16 protein-coding genes are annotated in these 17,953 nt (G+C 68.6%); 8 read left to right on the top strand and 8 right to left on the bottom strand.

All coding sequences use genetic code 11. From position 1 onward, the window contains the following. Window positions 1–4 precede the first annotated feature (4 nt). Window positions 5–595 (top strand): DUF4126 domain-containing protein, encoded by a 591-nt coding sequence (locus tag FDA94_RS23005; RefSeq protein WP_137249157.1) that lies wholly within the window; start codon window positions 5–7, stop codon window positions 593–595. On the opposite strand, the gene FDA94_RS23000 is transcribed toward FDA94_RS23005, so the two are convergent. Both FDA94_RS23000 and uvrB read right to left on the bottom strand, forming a co-directional pair. Next, on the bottom strand, window positions 567–1,334 hold the full coding sequence (locus tag FDA94_RS23000; protein ID WP_137249156.1) for a class I SAM-dependent methyltransferase: 768 nt from the start codon (window positions 1,332–1,334) through the stop codon (window positions 567–569). The two genes, FDA94_RS23005 and FDA94_RS23000, sit on opposite strands and share 29 nt — an antisense overlap. A gap of 28 nt (window positions 1,335–1,362) precedes the next feature. Next, complete coding sequence (gene uvrB / locus FDA94_RS22995) at window positions 1,363–3,474, bottom strand: excinuclease ABC subunit UvrB (protein ID WP_137249155.1); 2,112 nt, start codon at window positions 3,472–3,474, stop codon at window positions 1,363–1,365. Window positions 3,475–3,640: 166 nt separating this feature from the next. On the opposite strand from uvrB, the gene FDA94_RS22990 reads away from it, so the two are divergent. Then, entirely contained in the window at window positions 3,641–4,414 is a 774-nt protein-coding gene (locus FDA94_RS22990; protein ID WP_137249154.1) for a sporulation protein, read from the top strand. Between the two features lie 55 nt (window positions 4,415–4,469). On the opposite strand, the gene coaE is transcribed toward FDA94_RS22990, so the two are convergent. From coaE to polA, 5 genes are all read right to left on the bottom strand, one after another. Beyond that, a complete protein-coding gene (gene coaE / locus FDA94_RS22985; RefSeq protein ID WP_137249217.1) occupies window positions 4,470–5,051 on the bottom strand; it encodes a dephospho-CoA kinase in 582 nt (193 codons plus the stop codon). A 2-nt stretch (window positions 5,052–5,053) separates the two neighbouring features. Beyond that, window positions 5,054–5,551: a GNAT family N-acetyltransferase gene (locus tag FDA94_RS22980; protein WP_137249153.1), complete on the bottom strand. Its 498-nt coding sequence runs from the start codon at window positions 5,549–5,551 to the stop codon at window positions 5,054–5,056. Between the two features lie 96 nt (window positions 5,552–5,647). After that, window positions 5,648–7,114 (bottom strand): 30S ribosomal protein S1, encoded by a 1,467-nt coding sequence (rpsA, locus tag FDA94_RS22975; RefSeq protein WP_030450235.1) that lies wholly within the window; start codon window positions 7,112–7,114, stop codon window positions 5,648–5,650. Window positions 7,115–7,302: 188 nt separating this feature from the next. Then, window positions 7,303–8,415, bottom strand: a complete 1,113-nt coding sequence (locus FDA94_RS22970) for a polysaccharide deacetylase family protein (protein ID WP_137249152.1) — start codon at window positions 8,413–8,415, stop codon at window positions 7,303–7,305. Window positions 8,416–8,510: 95 nt separating this feature from the next. Then, window positions 8,511–11,186: a DNA polymerase I gene (gene polA, locus FDA94_RS22965; RefSeq protein WP_137249151.1), complete on the bottom strand. Its 2,676-nt coding sequence runs from the start codon at window positions 11,184–11,186 to the stop codon at window positions 8,511–8,513. A gap of 75 nt (window positions 11,187–11,261) precedes the next feature. Here polA and FDA94_RS22960 point away from each other — a divergent pair, with 75 nt between their 5' ends. The 6 genes from FDA94_RS22960 to FDA94_RS22935 all read left to right on the top strand — a co-directional run bounded on the left by FDA94_RS22960 (window position 11,262) and on the right by FDA94_RS22935 (window position 16,486). Further along, a complete protein-coding gene (locus FDA94_RS22960; RefSeq protein WP_137249216.1) occupies window positions 11,262–11,651 on the top strand; it encodes a PaaI family thioesterase in 390 nt (129 codons plus the stop codon). A 490-nt stretch (window positions 11,652–12,141) separates the two neighbouring features. Then, the gene (locus tag FDA94_RS22955) at window positions 12,142–13,296 is read left to right on the top strand and encodes a branched-chain amino acid ABC transporter permease (protein ID WP_246060101.1); all 1,155 of its coding nucleotides are present in this window, start codon (window positions 12,142–12,144) and stop codon (window positions 13,294–13,296) included. A gap of 9 nt (window positions 13,297–13,305) precedes the next feature. Further along, a complete protein-coding gene (locus FDA94_RS22950; RefSeq protein WP_137249150.1) occupies window positions 13,306–14,295 on the top strand; it encodes a branched-chain amino acid ABC transporter permease in 990 nt (329 codons plus the stop codon). Next, entirely contained in the window at window positions 14,285–15,208 is a 924-nt protein-coding gene (locus tag FDA94_RS22945) for an ABC transporter ATP-binding protein (protein WP_137249149.1), read from the top strand. Before FDA94_RS22950 ends, FDA94_RS22945 begins: the two co-directional genes overlap by 11 nt. Then, window positions 15,205–15,984 (top strand): ABC transporter ATP-binding protein, encoded by a 780-nt coding sequence (locus tag FDA94_RS22940; RefSeq protein WP_137249148.1) that lies wholly within the window; start codon window positions 15,205–15,207, stop codon window positions 15,982–15,984. Before FDA94_RS22945 ends, FDA94_RS22940 begins: the two co-directional genes overlap by 4 nt. A gap of 76 nt (window positions 15,985–16,060) precedes the next feature. Next, a complete protein-coding gene (locus FDA94_RS22935; protein ID WP_137249147.1) occupies window positions 16,061–16,486 on the top strand; it encodes a hypothetical protein in 426 nt (141 codons plus the stop codon). 158 nt (window positions 16,487–16,644) lie between these two features. Here FDA94_RS22935 and FDA94_RS22930 read toward each other — a convergent pair whose 3' ends face one another. Further along, on the bottom strand, window positions 16,645–17,940 hold the full coding sequence (locus FDA94_RS22930; protein WP_137249146.1) for an ABC transporter substrate-binding protein: 1,296 nt from the start codon (window positions 17,938–17,940) through the stop codon (window positions 16,645–16,647). Window positions 17,941–17,953 lie beyond the last annotated feature (13 nt).

Below are 17,953 nucleotides of genomic sequence, written 5' to 3'. Positions count from 1 at the left end.
TGCTGTGTTCGCGACCCTGACCGGCTTAGGACTCTCGACGGCGGCCGGCCTGAACGCCTACATCCCGCTCATGGTGGTCGGCGTGCTGGCCAACGTGACCGACGCCGTGCGGCTGCCGTCCGAGTACGCGTGGCTGTCGAACGGCTGGGTCCTCGGCGTCATCGGCGTGCTGCTGCTGGCCGAGTTCGTCCTGGACAAGGTGCCCGTCGTCGACCACGTCAACGACATGATCCAGACGGCGGTCCGCCCGGCCGCGGGCGGCGTGGTCTTCAGCGCCACCTCGGCGGCGTCCCAGCTCGACAACTCGACGTGGATGGCCGAACACCCGGCGGTCGGCTGGATCCTGGGCATCGTGACGGCGCTGATCGTCCACCTGGTGAAGTCGGGCGCCCGCCCGGTGGTGAACGCCACGACGGCCGGCGTGGGAGCCCCCGTCGTGAGCACCGTGGAGGACGCCGGCTCGCTGTCGCTCAGCCTGGTGGCGGTGTTCCTGCCCGTGCTGGTCCTGGTCTTCCTGGCGGGGATGATCGCGATCGGCTGGATGGCGCTGCGAAGAGTCGGCCGCTTCAGGAAGGCCCGGGCGTCTCGAGAGTGAGCAGCGTGTCGGAGAACTCCGGCGCCGGCGCGCCGGGATCGGCCGCCACGGCCCTCTCCAGCCGCCGGAAGCCCTCTTCCAGCTCCTCGGGGCCCAACTGGGAGAAGAACGACAGCGTGCGCAGCCGCAGCCGCCGGAGCACCTCCTCACGGGTGCCGGAGGAGGGCTGGACGACGGTGCCGAAACGCGCCACCCGCCACCCCGCCGACGTGAAGATCTCGATGACCTCGTGAAGCGGCTGGAACAGCGCGGCGTCGATCTCGAAGCCGCGGTCGAAGTGCTCCAGCCACCACGGCCGGGGGTGGTGGTCGCTGAAGTTCGCCCGCAGCAACAGCCGCCCACCGGGCCGGAGCACCCTGGCCAGCTCCCGCGCCGCCCGCTCCTTCTCCTGGACGTGATGCCAGGACAGGAACATGAGCGCGTAGTCGGCACTACCGGACGCCACCGGCATGTCTTCGGCGGACCCCGCCAGGTAGCGCACGAGGGGATGCCTGGACTGCTCCTGCGCGACCTCCCGCATACGCACCGACGGATCGACCCCGATCACCGGCCCGAACTCCTCCGCCAGCGCGGGCGTGAACCGCCCGGTCCCCGACCCGACGTCGAGCCCGTCCAGCGGACGCCGCTCAGGGAGCACCGCCGCGAACGCGCCGATCCACACCTCCCGCTGCCGCTCGGTGAGCGCCCGCCCCCGCGCGTAGTCGCGGTACTGCTCCCTGTCGTAGTCGACCCGCCTCATCACCGCTCCCGCGTCAGGTGCGCCGGGGTCACCCGACCCCGGCGGTCTTCATGTCTCGCACCTCGCGCTTGAGTTCCTTGATCTCGTCGCGCAACCGGGCCGCGACCTCGAACTGGAGGTCGGCCGCCGCCGCGTGCATCTGTTCGGTCAGCGACTCGACCAGCGACTCGAGCTGGGCCCGGGGCATGTCGCCCACGATCGCCTTGGCGTGCTGGCCCGCCTGACGCGACTTCAGGCCCGGCACGGGAGCCTTGCCGCGCGACTGCTGTCGGCCGCCGCCGCCGAGGAGCTCGGCCGTGTCGGCGTCTTCGCGGTTGAGCGAGTCGAGGATGTCGGCGATCTTCTTGCGCAGGGGCTGCGGGTCGATGCCGGCCGCCTCGTTGTAGGCGATCTGCTTGGCCCGGCGCCGGTTGGTCTCGTCGATCGCCCGTTCCATGCTGGGGGTGATCTTGTCGGCGTACATGTGGACCTGGCCCGAGACGTTTCGGGCCGCGCGGCCGATCGTCTGGATCAGGGAGGTCTCCGACCGGAGGAAGCCCTCCTTGTCGGCGTCGAGGATGGCCACCAGCGAGACCTCCGGCAGGTCGAGGCCCTCGCGGAGGAGGTTGATGCCGACCAGGACGTCGAACTCGCCCACCCGCAGCTCGCGCAGCAGCTCGATGCGCCGCAGCGTGTCGACCTCGCTGTGCAGGTAGCGGACCCGGATGCCGTTCTCGAGCAGGTAGTCGGTCAGGTCTTCGGACATCTTCTTGGTCAGCGTGGTGACCAGGACGCGCTCGTCGCGGTCGGCGCGGGCGCGGATCTCCTCCATCAGGTCGTCGATCTGGCCCTTCGTGGGCTTGATCACGACCTCGGGGTCGACCAGGCCCGTGGGACGGATGACCAGCTCGACGAACTCGCCCTTCGAGCGGCCCATCTCGTAGGGGCCCGGCGTGGCCGACAGGTAGACCGTCTGGCCGATGCGCTCCAGGAACTCCTCCCACTTCAGCGGCCGGTTGTCCATCGCCGACGGCAGCCGGAACCCGTGGTCGACCAGGGTGCGCTTGCGGGAGGCGTCGCCCTCGTACATCGCGCCGATCTGCGGGACGGTCTGGTGGGACTCGTCGAGGACCAGCAGGAAGTCTTCGGGGAAGTAGTCGAGCAGGGTGTAGGGGGCCGTGCCGGCCTCACGGCCGTCGATGTGGCGGGAGTAGTTCTCGATGCCGGAGCACGAGCCGATCTGGCGCATCATCTCGATGTCGTAGGTCGTGCGCATGCGCAGCCGCTGGGCCTCCAGCAGCTTGTTCTGGCCCTCCAGCTCGGCCAGGCGCTGCGACAGCTCGGCCTCGATGCCGTTGATCGCGCGCTCCATGCGCTCGGGACCGGCCACGTAGTGCGACGCCGGGAAGATGTAGAGCTCGGTGTCCTCGGTGATCACCTCGCCGGTCAGCGGGTGGAGGGTGGCGAGCTTCTCGACCTCGTCGCCGAACATCTCGATGCGGACGGCGAGCTCTTCGTACTGAGGAATGATCTCGATCGTGTCGCCGCGGACCCGGAAGGTGCCCCGGGTGAAGGCCAGGTCGTTGCGGGCATACTGCATGTCGACCAGGCGGCGCAGCAGGCGGTCGCGCTCGATCTCCTGGCCGACCTTCAGGCGCAGCATGCGATCGACGTATTCCTGCGGGGTGCCCAGGCCGTAGATGCACGACACCGACGCAACCACGATCGTGTCGCGGCGGGTCAGCAGCGAGTTGGTCGCCGAGTGGCGCAGCCGCTCGACCTCCTCGTTGATCGAGGAGTCCTTCTCGATGTAGGTGTCGCTCTGCGGGACGTAGGCCTCGGGCTGGTAGTAGTCGTAGTAGCTGACGAAGTATTCGACCGCGTTGTTGGGCAGCATCTCGCGCAGCTCGTTGGCGAACTGGGCCGCGAGCGTCTTGTTGGGCTGCATCACCAGGGCGGGCCGCTGGAGCTTCTCCACCAGCCAGGCCACGGTCGCGGTCTTACCGGTTCCGGTCGCGCCCAGGACGACGGTGTCCTTGTCGCCCGCGCTCACACGGCGCTCAAGGTCGGCGATCGCCGACGGCTGGTCACCGGACGGCGACATCTCTGTGACGACCTGGAAGGGCGCCACCTTGCGCTGCAAATCTGTTACCGGCCTCACGACTCCATAACCTACGCGCCCCCACCGACAATTCCGGGGTCACCCGTTTGCAAGTGGGCGGCAAGCCAGCCCCGTTAGGTTACAAACGCACCAGGTTGGGGAACCCGGCGGCACGAACCGGCCGTTGAAGCGATCAACCGTCACAATTAAGTAGGAGCCTCCCGAAATGGTCTTCCGCAAGCTCATGGCCGCCTTCGGCGCCGGCGTCGAGGTCGACACCGTCCTCGCGACCTCGACCGTCCGTCCCGGCGAAACCCTCTCCGGCCAGGTCAACTTCGTCGGTGGCGGCAGCGACTACAGCGTCGAAGGAATCTTCATCGACTTCACGGCCGTCGTCGAGGTCGAGAGCGGCGACAGCGAGTACAACGCCAACTACAGCTTCCTGCGCCAGCAGGTGGCCGGGCCGTTCCACCTGACCGCCGGTGCCCGCCACTCCGCGCCGTTCCAGATCCCGGTCCCGTGGGAGACCCCGATCAGCGCCATCGGCGGCCACCCGCTGCGCGGCATGAAGCTCGGCGTGAAGACCGAACTCGCCCTCGCCGGCGCCCTCGACAAGGGCGACCTCGACCCGCTGTTCGTCACCCCGCTCCCCATCCAGGAGCACCTGATCATGGCGCTCGACCGCCAGGGCTTCCGGTTCAGCAAGGCCGACCTCGAGCGCGGCACCCTCCAGGGCTCCCGCATGCCGTTCTTCCAGGAGATCGAGTACTACGCCGGCCCGCAGTGGAGCCGCCACTTCAACGCCCTCGAACTGACCTTCATCACCAACCCGCACTCGATGGACGTCATCCTCGAGGCCGACAAGCGCGGCGGCTTCATGAGCTCCAGCCACGACACCTACAACCGCTTCACGGTCCCCCTCAACGGCAACCTGGGCGCCGCCGAGCAGGCCCTCAACAACGGCCTCCACCAGATGGCCCAGCGCCGCGGCTGGTTCTGACCTTCGGTTCTCCGGTACGGCTCCCGCTGGGCGGGAGCCGTACCGCGTCGGAGGCTCAGGTCGACGTCAGCCGCGCCCACACCTCGTCGATCTGGCGGTCGAGCTCGGCGAGCCCGCCGTTGTTGTCGATCACGAAGTCGGCGACCGCCAGCCGTTCCTCCCGGGTCGCCTGCGCCGCGATCCGGGCCCGCGCGTCGGCCTCGGACATGCCCCGGTTCTCCCCCAGCCGCCTGATCCGGATCTCGTCGGCCGTGTCGACGACGATCACCGTGTCGAAGGTGGGGGCCAGCTTGTTCTCCGCCAGGAGCGGCACGTCGTAGACCACCAGGCCGCCCTCGGGCACGTCGTCCAGCAGCTCCTGGACGCGGGCGCCGACCCTCGGGTGGACGATCCCGTTCAGGACCGTGAGCCTGGCCGCGTCGGAGAAGACGATCGAGCCGAGCTTCTCCCGGTCGAGCGACCCGTCGGCACGCAGCACGCCCTCGCCGAAGGCCGCGACGATCTCGGCCAGCCCGTCGGTCCCCGGCTCGACCACCTCGCGGGCGATCTTGTCGGCGTCGATGACGACCGCGCCCCGTTCGCCCAGGCGCCGGGCGACCTCGCTCTTGCCCGACCCGATGCCGCCGGTGAGCCCGATTTTCACGGCTCGGTGACCCGGCGCATGTGCACCATCGTCAGATGGTCCTGCACGCGCTCGCGCCGGGTCTCGCCGTAGCCGAGGCGCTTGTAGAGGCGCAGGTTGGCGTCTGACAGGTGGCCGGTGAACAGGTCGAAGGCGCGGACGTCGGGGTGCTCCGCGACCACCCGCTCGTGGAGGGCCTCGAGAAGGGCGGTGCCGATGCCCTCCCCCTGGCGGTCGGGGGCCACGACGAGGCGGCCGACGACGCAGGCGCGGCCGGCGGTGGTGCCGGGGGTCACCTCGGCGACCAGGCCGCGGACGGCGCCGACCACGCGGCCGTCGTCGACGGCCTTGAGCAGGACGGCGCTCTCGACGGCCTTGCGGAGCTGTTCCAGCGACTCGACCAGCGGCGCGATGAAGGGGTCGCCGTAGAGCTGGGCCTCGCTGACATAGGCGGCGCGCTGGAGGGTGAGGATCTCCCCGGCGTCGAGGGGCTCGGCGCGCTCGATGATGACCATCGCGCCACACTACCGGGCCCGGCGCCTTTACAAAGTAGATCGGATTCAAACGGAAAGCCCCGCCCACCGGAGTGGACGGGGCTCTCGTCGAGCTACTTAGCTCTGGCCACCCGCGAGCTTCTCGCGGAGAGCGGCCAGCGCCTCGTCGGAGGCCAGGGCGCCACCGGTCGACTGGCTGGTCGTCTGGGTCTCGCCGCTGTAGGACGACGGCGCGGCCTCGCTGGCCTCGGCGTCTTCAGCGCGGGCCTGCTCGACCTGCTTCTTGTGCGCCTCGAAGCGGGCCTGGGCCTCGGCGTACTGCCGCTCCCACTCCTCGCGCTGCTTGTCGAAGCCCTCGAGCCACTCGCCGGTCTCGGCGTCGAAGCCCTCGGGGTAGATGTAGTTGCCCTGGTCGTCGTAGGTCGCGGCCATGCCGTAAAGGGTCGGGTCGAACTCGACGTCGACGCCGGCGCCCTCGTTGGCCTGCTTGAGCGACAGGCTGATCCGACGACGGTCGAGGTCGATGTCGATGATCTTCACGAAGATCTCGTCGCCGACCTGGACGACCTGCTCCGGGATCTCCACGTGGCGCTCGGCCAGCTCGGAGATGTGGACCAGGCCCTCGATGCCCTCCTCGACCCGGACGAACGCGCCGAACGGCACCAGCTTGGTGACCCGGCCGGGAACGACCTGGCCGATCTGGTGGGTGCGGGCGAACTGCTGCCACGGGTCTTCCTGGGTCGCCTTCAGCGACAGGGAGACGCGCTCGCGCTCCATGTCGACGTCGAGGACCTCGACCGTGACCTCCTGGCCGACCTCGACGACCTCGGAGGGGTGGTCGATGTGCTTCCAGGAAAGCTCGGACACGTGGACCAGACCGTCGACGCCGCCAAGGTCGACGAAGGCGCCGAAGTTGACGATCGAGGACACGACGCCCTTGCGGACCTGGCCCTTCTGGAGGGTGTTGAGGAAGGTCTGGCGGACCTCGGACTGGGTCTGCTCCAGCCAGGCGCGGCGCGACAGAACCACGTTGTTGCGGTTCTTGTCGAGCTCTATGATCTTGGCCTCGAGTTCACGGCCGACATAGGGCTGCAGGTCGCGCACGCGGCGCATCTCGACCAGGGACGCCGGGAGGAAGCCACGCAGGCCGATGTCGAGGATGAGACCACCCTTGACAACTTCGATGACCGTGCCGGTGACGATGCCGTCCTCGTCCTTGATCTTCTCGATCGTGCCCCAGGCGCGCTCGTACTGGGCGCGCTTCTTGGACAGGATCAGACGGCCTTCCTTGTCCTCCTTCTGGAGAACCAGGGCCTCGACGTGCTCGCCGACCTCGACGACCTCAGCGGGGTCGACGTCGTGCTTGATCGAAAGCTCGCGCGAGGGGATGACACCCTCGGTCTTGTAGCCGATGTCGAGCAAGACCTCGTCTCGATCGACCTTGACGACGGTGCCTTCGACGATGTCGCCATCGTTGAAGTACTTGATGGTCTCGTCGATCGCGGCGAGGAAGGCCTCCTCGGAACCGATGTCGTTGACCGCTACCTGCGGGGTGTTCGAGGTGGCCTCAGTGCTGCTCGTCATGTGTGGAATTGCTCCGAACCGGACAGATGTCGTTGAGTCGAGGCGCAGCAGGCCTGCTTCGTTCAAGCCGGGGATCAGGATTGAGCGAGCGCGAGCCCGCTCCCTTCGAGGCGCGCGCGAGCCCACAGCGCAGCGATCAGCATATGAGACCTGGCGAGCAGGGTCAATCCGAAGGCCCGGGACGCAGCTTAATAGTAGATAACCTTTTTGCCACGCTTCGACGCAACATTGGCGCGAAGTTGGCGCGGCACAGAGAGAGTGTCCGGGTCTCCGTCGGCCGTGTAGCGCTCGCCGGGATGCTCGTCGAGCCACTTCAGCCAGTAGGTCGAGCACCACTTGCGGCAGTCGCCGGCCAGCCCGTTCGACTGGATCCGCTGGATCTCACGGGGGTCGTAGCCCTTGGCGAAGGGCGACTTCGACGGCTCGGCCCCGGCCAGGAACACGCCCTCGTACCGGTACTTGTCGCCGTCCCACGACCCGCCGCGGCCCAGCGACCCCTTGCGGGGACGGGAGCCGAACGGTAGGGCGAACGTGGAGAAATCTTCCACTCCCAGTTGCCTGAGCAGCCGCTCCCCGCGCACGATCTGCTCGCTGACCTTCTTGTTGGACAGGCTCCGCAGGTCTTTGTGGGCGTAGGTGTGGTTGGCCACCTCGAAACCGTGGTCCATCAGCCACCGTACCCCCGCCTTCTGGGCGTCCTCGCCCTTGAGGCCGAAGGGCTCGCGGTTGACGTAGAAGGTCGCGACCGGGCGGAACGAGGGGTACTTCCCGGCCACCGCGAGGATGATCTCGACGGCGGTGTCCTTCATCGGCAGCCCGTCGGCCCCGAGCGCGAAGTGGCTGGGGTTCCCGTCGTCGAAGGTGAGCACGACCGGGTGGGCCCCGGCGGCGACGTCCATCCGCCCCTCGACGAACTCGGCCGCCGTGACGGGCACGTAGCCGGCCCGCGCCAGCCGCTCCAGCTCCACCCGTAACTGCTTGGGCGTGCGGTCGATGGACGCGCTGCGGTCCCACCGGATCCGGTGGTACATGAGCACCGGCACGAGCCCGACCTCGTTGGCCTTGACCCGCCGGGCCGACTCTTCGGTCGCCCGGACGGGGGCGGGCAGCGCGAACGCGGGTAATGCGAGCTGGGGCGGGGCCTCGCTGCTCTGCCCGGGCTTCTTCTGGGCCTCGGTGTGGGGCAGGCCGGCGCGGGGCGGGGCGGCCGGTCCGCGCATGAGCGAGAGCGCGATCAACCCGAGCGTGACCACCACGACGTTGGCCACACCGGTCAGGGACACAACCTTCCGCACAGTCATCTGACCCTAGTCGTGATCGCCGCCCAGAAGGAGGCGAAAACCCACAAAGGCCGTCTCGGGGCGGAGCCGTGACGGAAGGAGGCGACTCCGCTTCCTCAGTGGCCCGCGTCCTCCCAGTTGGGACCCACGCCCACCGACACGTCGAGCGGGACGGTCAGCTCGTAGGCCGCCGCCATCTCCTTCACGACCACCTGGCGGAGGTCGTCGAGCTCCCCGGGGTGGACCTCGAAGACGAGTTCGTCGTGGACCTGGAGGAGCATGCGGGAGCGCATGCCGGCGATCGCCCGCTGCACGTTCAGCATGGCGACCTTGATGATGTCGGCCGCGCTGCCCTGGATGGGGGCGTTGAGGGCCATGCGCTCGGCCATCTCGCGGCGCTGGCGGTTGTCGCTCGTCAGGTCGGGCAGGTAGCGCCGACGGCCCAGGATGGTGGAGGTGTAGCCGTCGGTGCGGGCCTGGGCGACGATGTCGTTGAGGAAGTCGCGGATGCCGCCGAACTCCTCGAAGTATTCCTCTTTCAGCGTCCTGGCCTCGGCGACCGGGATGTTGAGCTGGCCCGAGAGGCCGAAGTCGCTCAGGCCGTAGGCCAGGCCGTAGTTCATCGCCTTGATCTTGGCGCGCATCTCGCCCGTGACCGTCTCGGGAGTGGTGTCGAAGACCTTGGCGGCGGTGGCGGCGTGGAAGTCGTGGCCCGAGCCGAAGGCCTCGATGAGCGAGCGGTCGCCGCTCAGGTGGGCCATGATGCGCAGCTCGATCTGGCTGTAGTCGGCCGTCAGCAGGGTCTCGTAGCCGGGACCGACCACGAAGCCCTTGCGGATGCGGCGGCCCTCGGCGGTCCGGATCGGGATGTTCTGGAGGTTCGGCTTCTCCGACGACAGGCGGCCGGTCGCGGCGATGATCTGGTTGAACGTGGTGTGGATGCGGCCGTCGTCGGCGATCTCCTTGATCAGGCCCTCGACCGTGGTGCGCAGCTTCTGCTGGTCGCGGTGGCGGAGCATGATCGTGGGAAGCTCGTGCTCGGTCTGGGTGGCCAGCCAGGCGAGCTGGTCGGCGTCGGTGCTGTAGCCGGTCTTGATCTTCTTGGTCTTCGGCAGGTTGAGCCGCTCGAAGAAGATCTCCTGGAGCTGCTTGGGCGAGCCCAGATTGAACTGCTCCCCCACCGCCGCGTGGGCGGCGTCGACGGCCATCTTCACGGCGGCGGCGAACTCGGCCTCCAGCGCGGCGAGGTATTCGGCGTCGGCGGCGATGCCGGCCCGCTCGACCTCGGCCAGCACCCGGACCAGCGGGAGCTCCACGTCGGTCACCAGGCGGGTGCCGCCGCGCTGGGACAGGTGGCTCTCCAGCGCCTCGGCCAGGTCGAGCACGGCCACGGCCCTCATCGCCAGGTCGCGGGCGGCCGTGTCGTCGGCGTCGTCGAACAGGCTGGTCTGGCCGTTGGCCGCGGAGGTGTTCTCGAGCGTGCGGTGGAGGTAGCGCAGCACCAGGTCGTCGAGCGGGAAGGAACGCTGGCCCGGCATCGCCAGGTAGGCGGCCAGGGCGGTGTCGCAGGTGAGGCCGCGCAGGTCGAGGCCCTGGGCCCACAGGCCGAGCAGCGGGCCCTTGCTGTCGTGGACGGCCTTCTCGATCGTCTCGTCGGCCAGCCAGGCGGCCAGGTCGGCCTCGTCGTCGGCGGTCAGCCGGGTGAGGTCGAGGTAGGCGGCCGAGCCGCCGGCCGCCGCGAAGGCCAGGGCGTCGATGCGGCCGGTGCCGCTGCCCCACGCCCCGGCGAAGGCCAGCCCCGTGCGGCCGGCGGGCAGGGCGCCGAGCCAGGCGGCCACGCCGCCGGGCTCCAGGGTGACGATGTCGGCCTCGAAGCCGCCCTGCACCTCGGGCTCGGCGGTGCCGAGCACCTTGAACAGGCGCTCGCGCAGCTCGCCCCGGATCTGGAGGCTGTCGAGGAGCTTGTTGATCTCCTCGCGGTCCCACTGGCCCATGGTCAGGCCGGCCGGCTCGACGTCGAGCGCGACGTCGCGGCGCAGCTCGGTGAGCATGCGGTTGTGGATGACCTGGCCGAGGTGCTCGCGCAGCTTGTCGCCGACCTTGCCCTTGACCTCGTCGGCCCGGCGGACCAGTTCGTCGAGCGAGCCGAACTCGCTGATCCACTTGGTCGCGGTCTTCTCGCCCACGCTGGGGATGGACGGCAGGTTGTCGCTGGGGTCGCCGCGCAGGGCGGCGAAGTCGGGATATTGGTTCGGCGTCAGGCCGTATTTCTCGACGACCGCCTCGGGCGTGAAGCGGGTCATGTCGCTGATGCCCCGGCGGGTCATCAGCACGGTGACCTTCGGGTCGACGAGCTGGAGCGCGTCGCGGTCGCCGGTGACGATCAGCACGTCCATGCCCTCGCCGGAGGCGCGGGTGGCCAGGGTGGCGATCAGGTCGTCGGCCTCGAAGCCCGCCAGCGACAGGTGGGGGACCTTGAGGGTGTCGAGCAGCTCGTGGATCAGCAGCATCTGGCCGCGGAAGTCTTCGGGCGTCTCCGACCGGTTGGCCTTGTAGTCGGCGTAGGCCTCGTGCCGGAAGGTCGGCTCGCTGCGGTCGAAGCAGACCACCAGGTGGGTCGGCGCCTCGTCGCGCATGATGTTGGTCAGCATCGACAGGAAGCCGTAGACCGCCTCGGTGTGCTGGCCGTCGGTCGTCATGAGGTTGGCGTCCTTCAGCGCGTAGAACGCCCGGTAGGCCAGGGAGTGGCCGTCCAGCAGCAGCAAACGGGGGGTCTCTTCGGTCTTCGGCACGCTCAGAGCCTAGTCTCCCCCTACGACAGAACCACCCTGAAAGGAAGAGCCTTGACCCAAGAGCTCGTCGCGCTGATGAACGCCGCAGGGACAGGCCATCTGCCCGACCGCATGGGCATCGAGTTCCTCGAGGTGACGGCCGAGAAGGTGGTCGCCAGGATGCCGGTCGAGGGCAACACCCAGCCGTACGGGCTGCTGCACGGCGGCGCCTCGGTGGTGCTGGCCGAGACGGTCGGCTCGATCGCGGCGATGTTCCAGGCCGGCGAGGGCCGGGCCGCGGTCGGCATCGAGATCAACGCGACCCACCACCGGTCGGCCAGGTCGGGCCACGTCACCGCGACCGCCCTCCCCCTGCACCGGGGGCGCACGCTGGCGACGTACCAGATCGAGGTGGTCGACGACGAGGGCCGCACGGTGTGCACCTCACGGCTGACCTGCATGCTTCGCGATCAAGCCGGTTCCTGACATCCCGACATCACAAAGCGGCATCAGCCTGCACAGGGGCCACCGCTGTCGCTACTGTCTTCATCTTGAGGGGCCCGTGGCGGGCTGAGTAGACAACGTGCAGCGCCGGGGAAGCTCTGCACGGCCCCAAAGGTCAGCCACGGGCCCTCGCCATTCCCCCGGCTCGGCCACCCCCACCTGCGGGGACGATGCAAAACGCACACGACACAGCCAGGTCACCGATTGGTGACGAACTGTCCGTAAACGGGCGTTCGGCTCTATGCTCCGGCCATTACACCGTGGACCTATCGCGGTGTCCCGTGTTCGGGATGGCGAGGCACAACCCCGTCATGACCTACGAGGAGCACCATTGCGCAGAGCCGTGATCGCGTTCACGGCCTTCATGGGTGGACTCATCTTCGTCTTCTTGGCCGGAGCGTCCACAGCGTGGGCGGCCGAAGGCGAAGAAGTCAAAGGCACACTCAGAATCCAAGGCCAGCCTGTAGCAGGCGTGAAAATCACCGTGGCGACCGACGCAGACGCGCCCGTCGGAGAGGCCACGACCGGAGCGGACGGGGCCTGGAAGGTCGCCGTCGACAAGGCCGGTTCTTACAAGGTCACGCTGGACCAGGCCACCCTTCCCGCAGGGAAAGCGCTGCGAGACCCCAACCGTGGGACGCTGACCGTCCAGGTTTTCGAGGGTAACGCCCGCAACGTGCTGTTCGGATTGGTCGACGCGAACGCCCCACCCCAGGGGCAACAGGGTGACGGGGGCGGCAGCTCCTATTGGACCCGTGTGGCCCAGCTCGTGTTCGAGGGCCTCAACCTCGGCCTGATCATCGCGCTCGGCGCGGTCGGGCTCTCCCTGATTTTCGGTACGACCGGTTTGACCAACTTCGCCCATGGTGAGCTGCTCACCATCGGCGCTTTTCTCGCGTTCTTCTTCAACACCGTGGTCGGCCTCCACCTGCTGATCGCCGCGCCGATCGCGCTGGTGATAGCGGCCGCCCTGGGCTGGGGACAGGACCGGTTCTTCTGGGGCCAGCTGCGGCGCCGCAAGACCGGCCTGATCTCCATGATGATCATCTCGATCGGCCTGGCCCTGTTCCTGCGGGCCCTGCTGCTGTTCCTGTTCGGCGGCGGCGGCGAGTCCTACGACCAGTACGTCGCCCAGGCCGGCATCCAGATCGGCCCGATCTCGGCCACGCCCAAGAGCCTCATCGCCATGGGCATCGAGATCGTGGTGCTGATCGCGGTGGGCCTGGCCCTGACGTACACCCGGCTCGGCAAGGCGACCCGCGCGGTCGCCGACAACCCGGCGCTGGCCTCCTCGTCGGGCATCAACGTCGACCGGGTCATCCGGCTCGTCTGGGCGTCCGGCACCTGCATCGCGGCGCTGGCGGGCATCCTGCTCGGCACCACCCAGAACCTGAACTTCCAGATGGGCCAGCAGGTCCTGCTGCTGATGTTCGCCGGCGTCACCCTCGGCGGCCTGGGCACCGCGTTCGGCGCCCTGGTCGGTTCGCTCGTGGTCGGCATGTTCGTCCAGGTCTCCACGTTGTGGATCCCGCCGGAGATGAAGACCATCGGCGCGCTGGTCGTGCTGATCATCGTGCTCATGGTCCGGCCGCAGGGCATCCTCGGCCGTCGCGAGCGGATCGGCTAGGAGGCACACATGGACTGGACACTCATCTTCAGCCGGGCCGTGGAAGCGGGCATCGGCTCCGAGGCCATCATCTACGCCCTCGCGGCGATCGGCCTCAACGTGCAGTTCGGCTACACCGGCCTGCTCAACTTCGGCCAGGCGGGATTCCTGGCCATCGGCGCGTACGCCATCGCGGTGACCGTCTCCACCTTCGGGCTGCCCTTCTTCCTGGGCGTCGGCATCGGCCTGCTGCTGGCCGTCCTGATGGCCCTGCTGCTGGGCATCCCGACCCTGCGGCTGCGGGCCGACTATCTGGCCATCGTCACCATCGCCGCGGCGGAGATCGTCCGCCTCGTCGTGCGGTCGGTCGCGCTGTCGGACACCTTCGGCGGCACCGACGGCCTCCAGGCCTTCTCGGGCTCGTTCTACGACATGAACCCCTATCCCCCCGGTGAGTACGGCATCCCCCCGATCATCGGCTTCGACAACCGGTCGATGTGGGTGCTGACGGTCGGCTGGGTGCTCGTGGCGCTCGCCTCGTTCGTCCTGTTCATGGCGATGAAGAGCCCGTGGGGCCGCGTGCTCAAGGCGATCCGCGAGGACGAGGACGCCGTGCGCAGCCTCGGCAAGAACGTGTTCTCGTACAAGATGCAGGCGCTGGTCATCGGTGGCGTCATCGGCTCGATGGGCGGCTTCATCTTCGCCCTCAGCCGATCGGCCGTGCAGCCCGACCTGTTCTCGACCGACCTGACGTTCTACGCGTACACCGTGCTGATCCTCGGTGGCGCGGCCCGGATCCTCGGTCCGATCGTCGGCTCGATGCTCTTCTGGTTGCTGCTCATCTTCATCGGCACCGGGATGGAAGAAGCCGTCAACAGCGGCGCGATCACCTTCATCACGGTCAACCAGGTCGGCGCGATCCGCCTGATGCTCGTCGGCCTCGGCCTCATGCTGCTGCTGATCTACCGGCCGCAGGGCATCTTCGGGGACAAGAGGGAGATCTCAATCGATGCACGCTGAATCGCTCCCGGCCGGCAAGGCGGCGGCCCTCAAGGCGTTCGAGGGCATGGCCGCCGAGCCCGGGGTCCCCAAGCCCGACCCGATCCTCGTCGTCGACAACGTGGTGCGCCGCTTCGGCGGTCTGACCGCCGTGAACGTCAACCACGTCGAGATCCAGCGGGGCAGCATCACCGCCCTGATCGGCCCCAACGGCGCCGGGAAGACGACGTTCTTCAACCAGCTGACCGGCTTCGACACCGCCGACGAGGGCCAGTGGACCTTCAACGGCCAGGCCATGAACGGGGTGTCGGCCTACAAGGTCGCCCGTAAGGGCATGGTCCGCACCTTCCAGCTGACCAAGGCGCTCTCGAAGCTCACGGTCATCGAGAACATGCGCCTGGGCGCCCAGGCGCAGAAGGGCGAGAACTTCTTCCGCGGCCTGATCCCGGGCCTGTGGCGCGGCCAGGAGGACGAGATCACCCTCCAGGCCGAGGACCTGCTCCAGCGCTTCAAGCTCGACGCCAAGCGCGACGACTTCGCCGGCAGCCTCTCGGGCGGCCAGCGCAAGCTGCTGGAGATGGCCCGCGCCCTCATGGGCAACCCCGAGCTGGTCATGCTCGACGAGCCGATGGCGGGTGTGAACCCGGCCCTGACGCAGTCGCTGCTCGGCCACGTGAAGAACCTGCGCGAGCTCGGGATGACCGTCCTGTTCGTCGAGCACGACATGGACATGGTCCGCGACATCTCCGACTGGGTCATCGTGATGGCCCAGGGCGAGGTGATCGCCGAGGGTCCGCCCGACAGCGTCATGTCGGACGAGCGGGTCGTGGACGCCTACCTCGGCGCCCACCACGACGCCCCGCTCTCGGCCGAGGAGGAGGAGCGGCAGCTCCACGAGGCCGAGGCCGAACTCGACAAGGAGAGCACGGAATGAGCGCCGCCGACCCGAACGCGATCGTCGACCGCTCGGCACACGTGGCGGCCGCCGGAGACGCGCTGCTGCGCTGCGACGAGCTGTTCGCCGGCTACCTGCCGGGCGTGAACATCCTCAACGGCGCCGACCTCTACGTGAACGAGGGCGAGCTGATCGGCATCATCGGCCCCAACGGCGCCGGTAAGTCGACCCTGCTCAAGGCGCTGTTCGGCCTCGTCGAGGTGCGGACGGGCTCGATCACCCTCAAGGGCGAGAACATCACCGGCCTGAAGGCCCACGCGCTCGTGGAGCGCGGGGTCGGCTTCGTGCCGCAGACCAACAACGTGTTCCCGTCGCTGAGCGTCGAGGAGAACCTCGAGATGGGCGCCTTCCAGGTGCCCAAGAAGTTCAAGGAGCGCTTCGAGTTCGTCTGCGAGATCTTCCCGGCCCTCAAGGACCGGCGCAAGCAGCGGGCGGGCTCCCTGTCCGGCGGCGAGCGGCAGATGGTGGCCATGGGGCGCGCCCTCATGACCGAGCCCTCCGTCCTGCTCCTCGACGAGCCCTCCGCCGGTCTGTCGCCCAAGCTGCAGGACCTGGTCTTCATCCAGGCCCAGCAGATCAACCGGGCCGGGGTGACCGTGATCATGGTGGAGCAGAACGCGCGCCGCTGCCTGCAGATCTGTGACCGCGGCTACGTGCTCGACCAGGGCCGGAACGCCTACACCGCGTCCGGCAAGGACCTCATCAAGGACCCGAAGGTCATCGAGCTCTACCTGGGGACGCTGGCCCGCGCCTGACGTCCTCCTCCTCGAAAAGGCCACCGGGTCGTCCCGGTGGCCTTTTTCGCTTCCGTACAGAAACGGGGTTCCGCCCATGGCGCCCAGCCGTCTGCTCGCCCTGGCAGCCCTCGGGCTGCTGACCGCCTGCGCCTCCGCGCCGCCGCCGCCGAAGGCGGCCTCCACCGACATGTACGTGACCGGCGCCGACGCCGCCGACGACCCCTGCCGGCGGGTGGTCTCGGCGCTCGGCTTCGCCGAGCACGTCCTGAAGCCGGCCGGGCAGGAGGAGGCGCAGGAGTTCGGCGAGGGCATGCGCGGCCGGATCGCCTATGTGGAGGGCGTGATCCTCAGCTACGGGGAGAAGCTGCCGGCCGGGCTGGCGGAGCACACGGCGACCATGAAGCGGACGATCCGCGTGCTGGTCCCGGCCGCGACGCCGCACGAGAAGGCCGTGGCGGCGCTGAAGGAGTGGCGGGCGGCGGCCACGGCGATCGAGAAGGGCTGCGCCCAGGCGGGCTGAGGTCCGCGCGGCCCTGAGAGCGCCCATGAGGCCCGAATGCGGTTCGGTGGCGGGTGATACCTCACATTGCACTCATATCGCCGTAGCGGCCACGAGAAAGCCCCCGCCGTCCTTCCGGACGACGGGGGCTTCGGTCGCTACAGGCTGAGCGGGGAAGATCAGCTGTCGACCTTACCGGCGAGGTAGGTCTCGTTGGTGTACTTGTTGTCCTTGCCGTACTTGTAGATGCCGATCGTGGCCTCGGACGGGTCGCCCGCGTCCGAGAACTCGACCGGGCCGCTGACGCCGTCGTAGTCGATGTCAGTGCCGGCCTTCAGCAGGTCGAGGCAGGCCTTGTAGTCGGTGCACTTCGTGCCACCCTTGCTGACCGCGACCAGGTTCTTCGAGATGCCGGTGCCGGAGTCGTCCTTGCCCGCCTCGGCGGCCAGGGCGATCAGGATCGTGGCGTCGTAGGACTCGGGGGCGTAGCTGAAGTCCCGCAGGTCGGGGTTGGTCTTGAGCAGGTTCTCCTTGAACTTGCCCTCCGAGGCCGCGCCGGGCAGGGTGCCCTTGACGCCCTCGAGCAGACCCTCGGGGAAGTCGGCCGAGTAGTCGGCCAGGTTGCCGTCGACGAAGTAGATCTTGACCTTGTCCGGACCCAGACCCTGCTTCTCGAGCTCGGGGATGAGCTTCTTGGTCTCGTCGAACGAGATCAGCGCGATCGCGTCGGGGTTGGCTTCCTTGATCTTCGCCACGTCGGCCGAGAAGTCGGGCGCGGCCGGGTCGTAGGCGACCTCGCCGGCGATGGTGCCGCCGCCGCCCTCGACGGACTTCTTGACCTCGGCCGCGAGGCCGGTGCCGTAGGAGTCCTGGCGGTTCAGGATGGCGATGTTCTCGCCGCCGTCCTGGATCATCAGGTCGCCGAGAACACGGCCCTGCAGCACGTCGGACGGAGCCGTCCGGAAGTAGAAGCCCTTGTCGTTGTACGACGTGAACTCCGGCGAGGTGTTCGCGGGGGAGAACTGGACCACACCGGCGTTGACGATCTTGTCGATAACGGTGAGGGACACACCCGACGAAGCCGCACCGATGATCGCGTCGGCCTTCTGCTGCAGCAGCTTGTCAACGGACTGCGAAGCGATGTCCGTCTTCGCGTCACCGGAGTCGGCGTGGATCTTGGTCACCGGCTTCCCGAGGACACCGCCGGCGGCGTTGATCTCCGAGACGGCAAGGTCGACGCCGGCGAACTCCGGCGGGCCGAGGAAGGCCAGGTCACCAGTCTGGGGCAGGATCGAGCCGATGGTGAGGGTGCCGTCGCCCGCGGCCGCCGCCGTGGTGGCGGGAGCGGCGGCGGTCGTGGCCGGCGCCGAGGTGGCCGGCGCGGCCGTCTCCTCGCCACCACCACAGGCCGTCAGGGCAAGGCTGGCGGCCGCGGCGACTGCCAGCACCCGCCCCATGGGGGCAATGCGGATCATGAAGTGTCTCCTT

The sequence above is a fragment of the Herbidospora galbida genome, assembly GCF_005233835.1.
Taxonomy (GTDB): domain Bacteria; phylum Actinomycetota; class Actinomycetes; order Streptosporangiales; family Streptosporangiaceae; genus Herbidospora; species Herbidospora galbida.
This window is presented reverse-complemented; position numbering and strand designations above follow the sequence as displayed.